At 59.3% G+C, this 13,913-nt stretch carries 11 protein-coding genes; 5 read left to right on the forward strand and 6 right to left on the reverse strand.

The features are described 5' to 3' along the window. Nucleotides 1-3: 3 nt before the first annotated feature. On the forward strand, nucleotides 4-1,179 hold the full coding sequence (locus AC1DD5_RS21895; RefSeq protein ID WP_477516790.1) for a pyridoxal phosphate-dependent aminotransferase: 1,176 nt from the start codon (nucleotides 4-6) through the stop codon (nucleotides 1,177-1,179). A gap of 458 nt (nucleotides 1,180-1,637) precedes the next feature. On the opposite strand, the gene AC1DD5_RS21900 is transcribed toward AC1DD5_RS21895, so the two are convergent. The 6 genes from AC1DD5_RS21900 to AC1DD5_RS21925 form a co-directional block, all read right to left on the reverse strand. Then, the gene (locus tag AC1DD5_RS21900; protein WP_477516789.1) at nucleotides 1,638-2,243 is read right to left on the reverse strand and encodes a TetR/AcrR family transcriptional regulator; all 606 of its coding nucleotides are present in this window, start codon (nucleotides 2,241-2,243) and stop codon (nucleotides 1,638-1,640) included. A 1,400-nt stretch (nucleotides 2,244-3,643) separates the two neighbouring features. Next, a complete protein-coding gene (locus AC1DD5_RS21905; RefSeq protein WP_477522760.1) occupies nucleotides 3,644-4,663 on the reverse strand; it encodes an acetylxylan esterase in 1,020 nt (339 codons plus the stop codon). A gap of 235 nt (nucleotides 4,664-4,898) precedes the next feature. After that, nucleotides 4,899-5,357, reverse strand: a complete 459-nt coding sequence (locus tag AC1DD5_RS21910) for an Lrp/AsnC family transcriptional regulator (protein WP_477516787.1) — start codon at nucleotides 5,355-5,357, stop codon at nucleotides 4,899-4,901. 256 nt (nucleotides 5,358-5,613) lie between these two features. Then, nucleotides 5,614-5,895 carry a hypothetical protein gene (locus AC1DD5_RS21915; RefSeq protein WP_477516786.1) on the reverse strand — a complete coding sequence of 94 codons (282 nt, stop codon included), beginning with the start codon at nucleotides 5,893-5,895 and terminating at the stop codon, nucleotides 5,614-5,616. Nucleotides 5,896-6,430: 535 nt separating this feature from the next. Further along, nucleotides 6,431-7,006 carry an RraA family protein gene (locus AC1DD5_RS21920; protein WP_477522761.1) on the reverse strand — a complete coding sequence of 192 codons (576 nt, stop codon included), beginning with the start codon at nucleotides 7,004-7,006 and terminating at the stop codon, nucleotides 6,431-6,433. A gap of 548 nt (nucleotides 7,007-7,554) precedes the next feature. Next, nucleotides 7,555-8,142: a TetR/AcrR family transcriptional regulator gene (locus AC1DD5_RS21925; RefSeq protein ID WP_477516784.1), complete on the reverse strand. Its 588-nt coding sequence runs from the start codon at nucleotides 8,140-8,142 to the stop codon at nucleotides 7,555-7,557. Between the two features lie 548 nt (nucleotides 8,143-8,690). Between AC1DD5_RS21925 and pdhA the strand changes: the two genes are divergently transcribed. The 4 genes from pdhA (at nucleotide 8,691) to AC1DD5_RS21945 (ending at nucleotide 13,911) form a co-directional block, all read left to right on the forward strand. Continuing rightward, the gene (pdhA, locus tag AC1DD5_RS21930; RefSeq protein WP_477522762.1) at nucleotides 8,691-9,839 is read left to right on the forward strand and encodes a pyruvate dehydrogenase (acetyl-transferring) E1 component subunit alpha; all 1,149 of its coding nucleotides are present in this window, start codon (nucleotides 8,691-8,693) and stop codon (nucleotides 9,837-9,839) included. Continuing rightward, nucleotides 9,836-10,855 carry an alpha-ketoacid dehydrogenase subunit beta gene (locus tag AC1DD5_RS21935; protein WP_477522763.1) on the forward strand — a complete coding sequence of 340 codons (1,020 nt, stop codon included), beginning with the start codon at nucleotides 9,836-9,838 and terminating at the stop codon, nucleotides 10,853-10,855. Before pdhA ends, AC1DD5_RS21935 begins: the two co-directional genes overlap by 4 nt. Beyond that, on the forward strand, nucleotides 10,852-12,192 hold the full coding sequence (locus tag AC1DD5_RS21940) for a dihydrolipoamide acetyltransferase family protein (RefSeq protein WP_477522764.1): 1,341 nt from the start codon (nucleotides 10,852-10,854) through the stop codon (nucleotides 12,190-12,192). Before AC1DD5_RS21935 ends, AC1DD5_RS21940 begins: the two co-directional genes overlap by 4 nt. Nucleotides 12,193-12,303: 111 nt before the next feature. Then, nucleotides 12,304-13,911 carry a carboxyl transferase domain-containing protein gene (locus AC1DD5_RS21945; RefSeq protein ID WP_477522765.1) on the forward strand — a complete coding sequence of 536 codons (1,608 nt, stop codon included), beginning with the start codon at nucleotides 12,304-12,306 and terminating at the stop codon, nucleotides 13,909-13,911. Nucleotides 13,912-13,913: the final 2 nt, after the last annotated feature.

Here is a 13,913-nt window from a genome sequence, read left to right on the forward strand (position 1 = left end):
GACATGACTTCCGAGAAGACCTTTGTCAACTACGGCTCGAACAGCTCAGACTCTGCCCAGCGCATACTCTTGGCCTCCCGGCGACCGGCGTCCTTGGGATCGACACCTGCTGGCGCCATTGCCTTGTCGATGGGAGAGCCTGACGCAGGGACACCAAGTCCCATCGTTGAGGCAGCGGTTAGGGCCTTGCGTAACGGCAGGACACGCTACACAAATCTCAGTGGAGCCCCCGAACTCCGCCGCTCCCTGGCTGAAAGGCTGACAGTTAGGTCCGGTCAGAATGTCTCGCCGGAGCAGATTGTGGTCACCCATGGAGGAAGCGCGGGCCTGGCAGCTTCGATACTTGCCCTGATCAACCCGGGAGATAAGGTTTTGATTCCGGAACCTACGTACTCGTTGTATGCGGACCATCTGGCCATGGTCGGTGCCGAGGCAATCTGGGTTTCCAACCGTGCCGACGGAACGCTGGATCTTGAACGGCTGGCTCGCGAAGCGGCTGATACGCGCATGATTATTCTGTGCAATCCAGGTAACCCAACAGGCCGGGTCTACAGCATGGCGGAACTGCGGGAACTGGCAGTAATTTTGGAGGCACATCCTCATCTTCTGCTTCTTTCCGATGAGGCCTATGCCGACATCGTCTTTGACGGCATGAAGTTCCTATCTGCCTTGGAACTCCCTGCCGTTGCAGATCAGGTCATCTGCTGCAGCACATTCTCCAAAACCTACGCCATGACAGGATGGCGGCTGGGCTACGTAGTCGCTTCACGCAGACTGTCGGAGAAGATCAATCTTCTCCACCGAACAATTAACGGTTCCATCAATACCTTCGTGCAGGACGCCGCCCTCATCGCTTTGGAAACACCTGCTGAACACCTCCGCGCAATGGCTGAGTCATACCAGGCACGCCGCGACATAGTCGTCGCCAAGCTTTCCGGTATCCCGGGACTCAGCATGCTCCCGCCCCAAGGTGCGTTCTATGCCTTCGTCAAAATCGATTCAGTTCTCACCTCCGATGAAATGACCGCCCGATTCGCAGCGGCCGGAGTAATCGTCCGTTCCGGCAGCGAGTTCGGGCCATCCGGGGAAGGACACGTTCGCCTCTCATTCGCCACCGACCCTGAAAACCTTGAACTCGGCTTGGACCGGTTCGTGGACGCCGCGCGGAACTTCATGTGAGAGGAACTGCCCGGCTTTCAACCTCCCACCACCAAACCTGTACGGCCCTACGGACCGTACTGGGAAGTCCACGAAGTTCAACGCAACTTGTCGATGGAGGGGGTTGGCTGGGGCGGAAGTCCGTACGGGAACCGCTTGCCGCTATTTCTTGCGCTGGATAAGCTCCCGGAGGCCTGCATCATTAGCATTGCTGAGGGCTTCCGTGACTCAGGTCCACGGGCACTTGCGGTATTCCGTGGACTTGCGGGAATGAGCACGCCGGCCTACCAGCGTTGCGGTTCTTTAGGAAAATAATTCCGGAAGAGTTCCCGGGCGCGTTTGCCGCGGTAGGAAAGGTCTCGCTTGCGTCAGAGGCTTAGCGGAGGTTCCCAGAAGCGGGTTTGGGCGCTTCTAGCCGAGGCACGCGACGGCTGGCTGTGGCCTGATTCAAAGGATCGGAATCCAAGGCGCACTCCGGCTTACCGAAGACCCTGGGCATCGTTACTGAGCAGATCTCCACCCGGTCCTTCACCCATGGCGTTCGCCCATCCTTGGAGAGACCCGGAAAGTGCTTCCAGAAGCTGGTTCGCAATTTGCTCCGGCTCCAACTTCTCCGTTTCACTGAGGTCGAGGATTTCGCGGGGGTCCGAGAGAGCGTTGTTCAGGAACAGTGCCTGCCGAAGCAGCGTGTCCGGCAGGCCGAGATCTTGGAGAAGTCCCCTCAGGGGCTGTTCCCAGATGGCTCGGGAGGCGGCGATGACCGGGTCGCCTCGATCCAGTCGATCGAGGTATCCAAAGCGAGAGCGTAGCTGGACCATGACTTTGCCGTGTTCCAGCACCAAGGTGATCCAACGTGACAGTACGGCGTTGTACAGTTCGCTCCCCGTCAGGGGGCATTCGTGGGCGAATTGGCGGAGTTCCTCAGTCGTGTTGATGGTGTACGCCTCGAGCAGCTCGTCCAGCGACGAGAAATAGCGGTAAGCGGTGGCGGTCCCGATGCCCGCACGAGCCGCAGCGCTTTGCATGGTCACACCGGCTGGATTCTGATCGATCTCTTCACCCACGGCGCGCATGAGACTTTTCATATTTCGACGTGTGTCACTTCGCAACTGACCGCCGCCTTTCCTTCGGTTCTCGGCCGTACCGCCGGCAATTCTCCAGGGAAACGTTCGAGGACGCCCGGTCTAAAGAAACTGTACCCGCGTCACTTCCGCGCAGCGATTCCCCTGGGTCTTCGGCGCCTGGAAACGTGCTGCAGACTAACATGCAGCTTTCTCTTTCATGTCGAGTGCGTGTTGGCTTGCCCAACACGAGGAACCGTGTCAGATCTCAGCCATGACTGGAGAAGCCGGGTCACGACGGGCAGCACCGAAACTGTCATGATCGGCGTAAGTATGGTTGTAGTTACCAAAACCCTTGCAGTTGTCCACAATCCGCTCCACGCGGGGTACAAGGCTTCAACCAGAAGAGCAAAAATCAGGCTGACAGGGAAGAAAGCAAGCCAGACACTCACCGCTTGCTTCCAGCGGGCAGGTCGGGGTGGGGGAGAGGGAAGACCTTTGTCGGACTGAGGGATGGAATCAAACCAACCCTCGATTCCAGTAAGTTTCTCCACGCTCCGTTCCTCGATTAGCCCGACTCCTTGATCAAGCCATCCTTTGCGGGAGCTGGAACTCTCCCACTCGCTGAGGCAGGAGGAGTCTGCAAACCGGTAAAGCATGTACCACTCGTCGCCGCGGGTTGAAGACCGGATCCATCCGGATCCAAGGAAGCCTGGCCAGCGGCTGGCCAGATTTACCCCAGACTGAATCCAAGCCGTCACGTCATCGGCGCGTAAAGGGTCTACTTTTCTCGTGACAGACACAGTCACCGAAGAAGATTGAACGTCTTTAGTTGAAGCCATGTTCCTCCATCCACCGGGACTCTCTTGTGTGGTGCACTCGTGCTTTGCCTCCCATGCGGACCATGGAGTAGGCGTGGGACCAGATACCGACATGAACGCTGGCCCGAGCCTTGGCTTGGGCTACGGATGCTCTCTCAAGGATCTTGAGAATCAATCGGTAATTACATCTCAAGTAAGAATATGTTATCTTTAGGAAAATGGCTACCGGATCGAGATTCACGGCCTTCTCGGTAGTACTCTCGCCGTAGGAAGCAAAATGACCCTTGAATGTAGCCTTCTGCTCAGTTGACGGGCGGGAATGGGAAGCCTCCGCTCTGGAAGCGGTACCATATTCGCGTTCCATCTGGTTGCGTTCCGGCCTCGTCTGCATCGGTTGCGGAGTGGCGGCACGATTTCAACCGGCGCGCAAATCGCGCGCCGCGACGTTTCTCGCCGACCACAATCCTGAATGCCCTGCTGTAGCCCCTACTCAGAGCGCGTTTCGATTTTTGCAGTAGAAGAGATGCGCTCACAAATGATGCACGCGTAGTTCAGTGGCAGGTTGAGTTCTTGGGCGCTTACAGCCGGTGATACAGCGGTGACTTATCCCAGGAGCTTACGGAGAAACAGCAACTGCCTTATCCAGTGGTGTTCCTGACCCCCTTCATGGTTGTTAAACCTGTACACCTCAATCTCCTTCGTTGGGCCGGCGCTGGACTCATCCGGAGTGGCTGAGCCGTAGTAATTGAAGCTGGCAAAGACAGTGGACGGCGGGCAGATATCGTCAGTTTGCGCTGCCGAATAGAGCGCCGGCGCCATTGCCCACCGTCCAAGGTTGACACCGTCGAAATAGCGGAGGACTTCAAGTACGGGCTCATACCGGTCCCGGTGGCGGGCCAGGAAGGCAGCGATTTCCGGGTATGGACCACGCGGAGTGATGTCAATGGCTCGAGGAAAATCCTGCAAGAACGGGACGTCGGGCAACGCGGCCACGACGCCGTTGAGCCGGCCGGACACGAGCCCGGCGACGGCCACAACTATGCCGCCTCCTTGGCTGAGGCCGGCAAGGATCACCCGTGCTGGGTCCACCTCTGGGTGGGATTGCGCTGCCTCCACTGCCCGGAAGGCATCCGTATACACCCGCCGGTAGTAGTAGTCTGCGCGGCTCCCCACGCCCCGGGTCATGAGACCGGCATAGCCCACACTGCCGGCGGACGGATGGGGATCGGCCGTGTCACCGAGAGCAAAGCCGTAGCCCTGGCCGCGGGTATCCATGATGAAATGCGCATACCCCGCCTGGGCCCACCTTGTTTCCTGGTTCACCAGACCCCGCCCGCCGGAGTAGCCGACATACTGGATCACGACAGGCAGCCTGGAACCTGGCTCCCTGGTGGCGGGCAGATGCAGCCAGCCCTTGATGGCGTCCCCGCCGAATCCTGCGAACGTCACGTCAAAACTGTCAATGACGGAAAGGTAGTTCTCCACCGGCTCAAACCGGGCGTCTAATGGATAAGTTCTGGCCTCCCCGATCGTGGCGTCCCAGAATTCGCGAAGGTCTTCCGGCATGGTCACATCGGAGGTGTAGCTGCGTAGCTGGGCCAACGGGAGGTCAAAGAGGGGCATATGCGCCTTTTCTGTTGTTGTTGAAGTTAATGGCCCCCAAAGGGAGGTGGATCTCCGATTTGTCCCGCCGCGGCCACGGAGCCAGGAACCCAGCTCGCCTGCTGGGTCGCTCGACGCGGCCGTGGCTGATGTGTCTGCCTATTTCAGCGGCGATATCGAGAGCTTCGCCGCATCGATCGAGTTTCTGGTACGACCTCTGGCTAGAACCGCGGGACTAACGGGAACTGTCACAGGATCACTTCTTAAGTAGTTGGCCGATCCGGTAGGGAACGAGTTTCTTCAATAAAAGTGAAGTCATGGTCCGACGGATTCCTGGGCAGTTGCTGATCTCCTGGCCCACCCGAAATAGATCTTCCGCGTTCTGGGCTACTACGCGGAGAAGAAGGTCAGCGTCGCCGGCCATCGCGTGAACCTCTATGACTTCTGGGATTCCATGCAGCGCCTGTACTGCGACATCCAGCGATGACTGTTCGACTTCGGCCGTCACAAGGGCCATCATCGGTAACCCCAGCGCTTCAGGCGTGATCCTAATGCTGTTAGGGAGAAGGCAATCATCCGTAAGCCTCCGCTCGAGGCGGCTCTGCACCGTGCCCCGAGCCAGTCCCAGTCTTCTGGCGAGAAAAAGCATAGGAACGCGAGGGTCATCATCAAGGGCGAGGAACATGGCCTTGTCAGTGCCATCAAATGCGTGCATACCGCTCCATTAGTGATCAGGCGGACAGTGGGGTAACGACCAATGGCCATCCGGAAACATAGTGTCAGGGGCCCAAGTAGAAGGTGCGAGCTCTGAACGCGGTTAGAAGAATCAGGCCTTATCGCTGCCAGCCGCAGTGGTCGCTGAGCGACCGCGTCCGATCACTATGTCTTATTGCCGGCCCATGCAGCCTGCAGTCTTTGGATTACAGACATCGTGCTGCGCCAGCCGAACGGAGAGAAGTGGAAGGGACCATTCAACGATCTGGCGCGTTTGCGTCGTCTTTCCATTTCAGGGCCGCCCTGGTCATTCGGTAGGACATCTTCCCATCCAGTTGGCGGGGTTCAACCCAGACTTCAACGCCTTCAGCGGCATCAAAGAGAGCTCTGGTGTCCGGCCCGTCAGCCGCCAGCCATATCAATGAGGAGTCAGACATGGCGTCATCGACTCTGCCTGACCTGATCAGATCTCCATTTTTGTAGGTTTCTACGATGGCACCGATGAGCAGATGCCACTGGTCGTGTCGGTAGTTGGTCATTTTCATTTCCACGGATGGCGACGGCGTAATGGGGAAGATTGATGCGGAATCCCAAAGGATCTAGAGCGACGTAGTGCCCTGATCCCTGGTCCGCCTGGGCCAGTTCACTCCCTTGTCACAGGCAGTCCTTCTGGCTTGTACGGAGGAACATGCTTTTGAGGTGAAGGTCGGTTCGTCCACTGATCCGTGGCTGTATTTCCCGTGGCTTTGACGGCGAAGGCAAGCGCCGGGCCCGAACTGCTTTGACGTTGCGAACCGATATGTCGGTCAGCATTCCTGGTTTGAACGAGAGCTCTGCTTTTCATCTTCGGTGTGTTTTTCTATGCGAGGCCAAGAACGCCCATTGGCGGTGTGCTGAAGGGCGGTATTGAATAGTCGGGCGGATCTTTACATCTGCCGTGCTCGAGCTCGGACGCGGTGGTGGGGCTCGGTGGACATGTGCCCAGCCGGACTGGTTGCAGAGGGTGGCGAAGCCGTCCCGGGGGGCCGTTGATTGATGTTCCGTCTTGGTTCTGTTTGCGTTGCCTCCAGGTTCTTACAGCGCAGCGGCAGGGTTTTTGACGGAGTTTCGGATCTTTGCGCGGAGCTCGCGTTCAAAAATGTTGATGTCCCGGAGCTTGTCGAGGACGGCCGCGGAGATGTCGGAAGGGACTACTGCAACTCCGTCACCGTCTGCAGAGACAAGATCGCCCGGATTGACTACGACGCCTCCGCAGGCTATCGGGACATTGACCGCCCCTGGCCCGTACTTGGTTGGACCCGCCGGCGACACGCCTCGGGCCCATACGGGCAGAGCCATCTCCTCAATGTCAGCCCGGTCCCTGATTAGTCCGTCGATGATGACAGCTGCGATGCCTGCAGCTAGGCAGATTTCAGCGAGGAGATCGCCGAATACTGCCCGTGTTGTTCCACCCAAGGCATTGATCACCAGAATATCGCCGGGCTCAGCGTCGTCGAGGGCTCGGTGGATAGCAAGGTTGTCACCTTCACGGGTGAGTACGGTCAGTGCGGGTCCCACGCAACGGCCGCTGGTCCACTGCGCTGCGATTCCGGTGTCCATGAGGTTGAGGCGGTTCATGGCATCGCCGACGTTAGCTGTTGGATACTGCATGAAAGTTCGGACAACCTCCAAGGGGCCGGTGGCCGGGCGCGGACCCACGGTCAAGGAGCTGGTAGGGGCGTCGATAAACATAGATCCCTCTCGTAGACTCATCCCAGTGAAATTATTGTACCAATTGGTAATTACTTCTTATTTTGCACCGTAGTCGAGCTCCAAGCAATAGCTAAAGGCAAGTTGGCTCCGGATCCCATGGGGCCCACGGGTTCCAGCCGGCACATGGCCTCGGATCGGATTTTGCGGCTGAAGCACCAGGCCTTGGAGCTGATAGCCGTGTGCGCCTCTCAGCGGAGACGGCCCTTGCGTCGGAGAAGCCGATTGAATAAGGAATCGCGCGAGGCCCCTCGCGACTCTCAGTTTCTGGCGTTGCCGAACGCCATTTTCGCTCCTCATGGATTTGCCAGGCTGCATTAACTGGCTGATCCCGTTGTCGCTGGAGGAGGAGAGGATCAACGATGATTGAAGCAAGTCCCTTGACGCGGAGTACCGAGGTTCCGCGTGTCCGTCCCGACGCATTTTGGCCTCGGGCACGTAAGCAAGGCTTACTGGGGGTGAGCGGCCCTTTGGTGGGGGCGGAGGGAACCGCTGACGGCGGCTGCCACGAGAGTAGTGACCTGACTGGCTGACATTCCGTCGGTCTCATGGAGGTCAAGGATCTCGCGAGGATCCGTAAGCACATTACATAGGAAAAGCGCGCGCCGCATCGACACGTCGGCCAGTTCCTGATCGTCTAGCAGGTTGGCCAACGGACGCTCCCAGATCTCTAGTGAGGTCTGGATGACCGGGTCTTGTCGGTCCAGTCGCTCCAAATAGCCCGAACGGGAGCGAAGCCGGACGAGAACTTTCCCATGTTCAAAGACCAGTTCGACCCAACGGGATAGCACGGCTTCGAACAGTCTGCGACCCGATAATGGAGAAGTCGCCGAGAATTCGGCGAGTTCCTCCATGAGCTGATGAAGATAAGCGGAGAGGAGTTGATCTAAAGACGCATAGTAGCGGTAAGCACTAGTGACGGCTACTTCGGCCCTCGCTGCAATGCTTTGCAAAGACAAGGGCCCAGGGTTCTCACTGACCTCTTCGGCCACGGCTCGCAAGAGCCGCTGCTTGTTTCTTCGGGTATCGCTACGCACAAATGGGTCCTTCAAGCGGGGCGGACCGGGCACTACCCATAGCTAAGCTCCGGGGCAGGGCAGCTCCGTCGGGTTTGCTGTCTAGCGGGCCAACCCTCTGGCGCGGCGGCCTGCAATGGAACACCGAAACTCACCATGCTCTCAAAACCCTGTGGAGCTCCCCGGACGAAACTGACTGAACCGTGAAGGACTAATTCATGCCCGTTTATGATTTAGGACCAGTTTAGCAATTGACACTTCAGTTTCAACTACCCTCCCACACCGACGGGTCCGCCCGCCTCCCGGTCCGGAATTGGGGCTGGCGGTTGTCATAGAGGGAACCCGCGGTGTTCAGGACTGTCCGTTCTCTGTGCATAGGGATCGGACACCATGACCAATGTCGTGCGAGACAGAGCGTCCCCTTCAGACACGGTGTTCAGTGCCGCAGAACCGTGTTGTCTCGCGCATGACCGCGTGAGTAGCGTCACAGCTGCAGGGCAAGGCAGCCCCGTGCAGCAGGACCCGCCGCAGATTCAGGTCGCGCTGGGCAGAAGAAAAGGGTGTGAACGTTGCGTACAGATGAGGCAAGCCATTCCGCAGATCAGCAGGACTCCGGATTAAGAGGGGACGGCGGCGTTATTCAGTTGGTTAGTCCTGAAGGTGATCTGGTAGGCGATCTGGACTTTGACCCGTGGGTTGAAGACGTCTCTGACGAGCAGCTGTCTTCGCTGTACGAAGACATGGTTGTCATCCGCAGGATCGACACTGAAGCCACCTACCTCCAGCGGCAAGGAGAACTCGCCTTGTGGCCACCTCTTCTCGGGCAGGAAGCTGCACAGATTGGATCAGCGCGGGCACTGCGCAGCGACGATTTCGTCTTCTCCAGCTACCGGGAGAATGGCGTCGCATACTGCAGGGGAGTTGATTACGGGGACATCGTCCGGGTGTGGCGTGGGAACGCCCACTCAGGGTGGGATCCCTATGAGCTGAATATGGCAACACCCCAGGTCATCATCGGCGCCCAAACCCTGCATGCCACCGGCTACGCCATGGGCATCAAGAACGACGGCGGCACTTCTGTCGCCGTCACCTACTTCGGCGACGGCGCGACAAGCGAGGGTGATGTCAACGAGGCACTGGTGTTCGCTGCCAGTTTCCAAGTGCCTGTGATCTTCTTCTGCCAGAACAACCAGTGGGCCATTTCGGAACCGGTGGGGCTTCAGTCCCAGATTCCCATAGCGTCCCGCGCAAAGGGGTTCGGTATCCCATCACTCCGGGTTGACGGCAACGACGTCCTGGCAGTTATGGCCGCCACACGTCTCGCTCTGCACCGTGCTCGAAACGGCGGCGGTCCGACATTTATCGAGGCAGTCACATATCGAATGGGCCCCCACACCACAGCAGATGACCCAAGCCGCTACCGGGACGCAAACGAACTCGAGATCTGGGCGGCCAAAGACCCTCTTGCCCGCGTGAGAGCACTTTTGGAGAACAAGGGGATTTTCACCCCGGAGCTTGAGGCTTCAGTGGCCGCCAAGACAGACGCCGTCGCCAAGGAAATGCGAGAGGCGTGCATCAACATGCCGGACCCATCACCCATGGACGTTTTTGCCCACGTGTACAGCACGCCGAACACCACATTGGAAACGCAAAAGGAACACTACCTCCGTTACCTCGACACGTTCGCGGGTGAGCGGAGTGAGGGGATAAGCCGATGAGCACCATGACCTTTGGCCGAGCCATCAACGCCGGACTGCGCAAGGCAATGGAGGACGACCCAAAGGTTGTACTCATGGGAGAGGACATCGGCAAACTGGGCGGCGTCTTTCGAGTCACCGACGGTTTGCAGAAAGACTTCGGACCTCATCGGGTCATCGATACCCCACTTGCGGAAGCTGGAATCGTGGGCAGCGCCGTCGGCCTCGCCTACCGGGGTTACCGACCCGTTGTTGAAATTCAATTTGACGGGTTCATTTACCCAGCATTTGACCAGATCGTGTGCCAGGTAGCCAAGCTGCACTATCGGACGCAGGGCAAAGTCAGGATGCCGATCACCATCCGGGTGCCCTTCGGCGGAGGGATAGGCTCGCCGGAACATCATTCCGAATCCCCGGAGGCCTACTTCACTCATACCTCCGGCCTGCGGGTGGTCAGCGTGTCCAACCCCCAGGACGCCTATACAATGCTTCGGCAGGCCATTGCATCGGAAGACCCGGTACTCTATTTCGAGCCCAAACGCCGGTATCACGTCAAAGGCGAAGTCGAACAAAACATTGACCTTGGAGAAGCATTTCCACTTGGCAGCGCCAGCGTGCGCAACGCCGGCAGCGACGTCACCTTGGTCACGTATGGTCCCCTCGTAAAAACGGCTATGGACGCAGCATTAGCTGCAGCCGACGACGGAATTTCAGTTGAAGTCATAGACCTCCGCTCACTTGCACCGATCGATTTCGCACACGTTGAGGCTTCGGTACGGAAGACCGGCCGGCTGGTTATTACTCACGAAGCCTCGCGGTCGGGCGGCCTGGGAGCCGAGATCGCCGCGACCATCACCGAACGTTGCTTCAACCACCTTGAGTCAGCGCCGGTCCGGATAACAGGCTTCGACATCCCCTACCCGCCGTCAAAGCTGGAATCACACCACCTGCCCGATCTGGACAGGATTCTTGACGGCGTAGACCGGGCCCTTGACCGACCGAACTCTCTGACTGGACTGGGAGGACGAAAGAGATGACCACAAGGGAATTTAGGCTCCCGGACCTGGGTGAAGGGCTGACCGAATCGGAGATCCTCCACTGGAAGGTCGCCGTCGGCGACGCCGTCGAACTGAATCAGGTGATCGCCGAGGTCGAGACAGCAAAGGCGGTAGTTGAACTCCCTTCGCCCTACGCCGGAATCATCGCCGTACTCCATGAGCAACCGGGCACCGTTGTTCAAGTTGGTACCCCCATCGTGTCATTCACGCTCCCGGGAGATTCTGACGGCGGCCCGCCCTCAGATATCGCCAACGACGGGCCAGCAAAACGGATCCCGACTCTCGTTGGTTACGGGGCCGAAATTGACAGTGCCGGGCGGCCAGCACGCAAACCCCGCAAGGCTTTTCACCCACACTCGAATGCCCAGACCGCTCCTATTACCCCCGAAACTCCAGCTCCGACTTCCTGGGGTTCGGACAGCCCAGCAGATCGACCCCGCTCCACACCGCCGGTCCGCAAGCTCGCACGAGATTTAGGCGTGGATCTGGCATCAATGGTTGGCACCGGGCCACAGGGCCTGATCACCCGGGCTGACATCGATGCCGCGGCGGGATACGCCGCCCGGCAAGCAGCGGACAGTCAAACGGCCGATATCGAGGCATCTGGGGAAAAGGAACGGGAAACCAGAACGCCCATCAAAGGCGTACGCAAGCACACTGCCTCTGCGATGGTGTCGAGCGCATTTACCGCGCCGCATGTAACTGAGTTCCTGACTATTGATGTCACGACGAGCATGGAGTTGCTTGAGACGTTGAAGTCCAGCCGTGAGTTCGCCGGCTACAAGCTCACACCGTTGACGCTTGTGGCGAAAGCCGTGCTCGTCGCGTTGGGCCGCAATCCCTCGTTGAACTCCCGATGGGACGAAGCTCGCCAGGAGATCGTCCAGTTCAATTACGTCAACCTGGGCATCGCCGCCGCAACACCACGTGGGCTCACTGTGCCGAACATCAAGGACGCGGACCGCATGGGACTTTTGGAACTCTCCGCCGCCTTGAATCAACTCGCCCAGACGGCCCGGTCAGGCAAGACGGCGCAGGCCGAGCTGTCGGGCGGCACGATCTCCATCACAAACATAGGCGTCTTCGGCATCGACGCCGGGACACCCATTCTGAACCCCGGAGAGGCGGCTATTTTGGCTATCGGCTCCGTCAGGCGCCGACCGTGGGAGCACGCCGGCGCTGTCGCAATTCGGAGTTTCATGACCCTCAGCCTCTCCTTTGACCACCGGCTGGTTGATGGCGAACAGGGCTCACGATTCCTTTCCGACGTCGGAGCCATCATGTCCAATCCGGCAGTGCTCATCACGATGGTCTAACCCGCCCCGTTCTGAACTGCCGCCGCCACTGATTGCGCTGGATCCCGCGACCATCTCCGCACCTGCTACTCACAGGGCAGGAACACCCACGCACGTTGAAATGGAAAGCCTATGCACACGATAAAGAGCCTGGTGGACACTACCAGCGAGGTCTTTGAAGCCAACAACATCGCCCAACGGGTGCTGGCAGGAGAGCTTCAAAAACGTCTGGCCCAAACGGCGTTGGGTGGACCGGAGAAGTCGCGTGAACGCCACGTAGGCCGGGGCAAGCTGTTGCCGCGTGAGCGGATCGACCAGTTGCTGGATGAGGGCAGTCCGTTCCTGGAGATCGCTGCGCTGGCAGCCAACGGTATGTATGGCGGTGATTGTCCGGGTGCGGGAGTGATTGCCGGCATCGGCCTGATCCATGGCCGGCATGTGCTGGTGATCTCCAATGACGCCACGGTCAAGGGCGGCACCTACTATCCCATGACGATCAAGAAGCACCTTCGCGCCCAAGAGATCGCCCTGGAGAACCGGTTGCCCTGCATCTACCTGGTGGACTCGGGCGGGGCGTTTTTGCCGAAGCAGGATGAGGTCTTTCCGGATAAAGAGCATTTCGGGCGGATCTTCTTTAACCAGGCGCGGTTGTCGGCAGCGAAGGTCCCTCAGATCGCGTCCGTGATGGGCTCGTGCACCGCCGGCGGCGCCTACGTCCCGGCGATGAGTGATGAGACGGTGATCGTCCGGAACCAGGGAACCATCTTCCTGGGCGGTCCGCCGCTGGTGAAGGCTGCGATCGGCGAAGTAGTCACCGCGGAGGAACTCGGTGGCGGCGAAGTCCACTCGAGGATTTCCGGCGTCACGGACCACTTGGCCGAAAACGATGAGCACGCCCTGCAGATCATCCGCGACATTGTGGCCACCCTGCCCGGGCCGGAGGCCCCCGCCTGGGATGTGGAAACCGCCGTCGAACCCGTGGCCGATCCCGCCGGGCTGTACGGGGCCGTCCCTACGGATGTAAACGCCCAGTATGACGTGCGTGAGGTGATTGCCCGGCTGGTAGATGGCAGCAGGTTCCACGAGTTCAAGAAGGAGTACGGGACAACCCTGGTGACGGGCTTTGCGAGACTGCACGGACATCCGGTGGGGATTGTGGCCAATAACGGGGTGCTTTTCAGTGAGTCTTCGTTGAAGGGCGCGCATTTCATTGAGCTGTGTGACCAGCGCGGGATCCCGTTGGTCTTTTTGCAGAACATCTCCGGTTTTATGGTGGGCCGGGATTCGGAGCAGGGCGGGATCGCCAAGAACGGCGCAAAGATGGTCACGGCGGTCGCGACGGCGCGGGTGCCGAAGCTGACCGTGCTCATTGGCGGGTCCTTTGGAGCAGGAAACTACTCCATGTGCGGCCGGGCCTACTCACCGCGCTTCCTCTGGATGTGGCCTGCCAGCCGGATTTCGGTCATGGGCGGCAACCAGGCCTCCAGTGTGCTGGCCACTGTCAAGCGGGACCAGTACGAAGCCGCAGGCGAGGAATGGTCCGCCGCGGACGAGGAAGCGTTTAAGGCCCCGATCCGGCAGCAGTACGAGGACCAGGGCAGCCCGTACTACTCCACCGCCCGCCTCTGGGACGACGGTGTGATTGACCCGGCAGATACCCGTACCGTGCTGGGGCTGGCGCTCGACGTCGTCTCCCGCACCCCGCTGCCGAAAACCTCCTTCGGCCTCTTCAGGATGTGAGC

This window comes from Paenarthrobacter sp. 10L420, assembly GCF_056395385.1.

Excerpts from the sequence above, each read along its gene's own strand:
- AC1DD5_RS21895 (WP_477516790.1), top strand. The coding sequence starts at position 4 with ATGACTTCCGAGAAGACCTTTGTCAACTACGGCTCGAACAGCTCAGAC.
- AC1DD5_RS21900 (WP_477516789.1), bottom strand. The coding sequence starts at position 2,243 with ATGAAAAGTCTCATGCGCGCCGTGGGTGAAGAGATCGATCAGAATCCA.
- AC1DD5_RS21905 (WP_477522760.1), bottom strand. The coding sequence starts at position 4,663 with ATGCCCCTCTTTGACCTCCCGTTGGCCCAGCTACGCAGCTACACCTCC.
- AC1DD5_RS21910 (WP_477516787.1), bottom strand. The coding sequence starts at position 5,357 with ATGCACGCATTTGATGGCACTGACAAGGCCATGTTCCTCGCCCTTGAT.
- AC1DD5_RS21915 (WP_477516786.1), bottom strand. The coding sequence starts at position 5,895 with ATGACCAACTACCGACACGACCAGTGGCATCTGCTCATCGGTGCCATC.
- AC1DD5_RS21920 (WP_477522761.1), bottom strand. The coding sequence starts at position 7,006 with ATGCAGTATCCAACAGCTAACGTCGGCGATGCCATGAACCGCCTCAAC.
- AC1DD5_RS21935 (WP_477522763.1), top strand. The coding sequence starts at position 9,836 with ATGAGCACCATGACCTTTGGCCGAGCCATCAACGCCGGACTGCGCAAG.
- AC1DD5_RS21940 (WP_477522764.1), top strand. The coding sequence starts at position 10,852 with ATGACCACAAGGGAATTTAGGCTCCCGGACCTGGGTGAAGGGCTGACC.
- AC1DD5_RS21945 (WP_477522765.1), top strand. The coding sequence starts at position 12,304 with ATGCACACGATAAAGAGCCTGGTGGACACTACCAGCGAGGTCTTTGAA.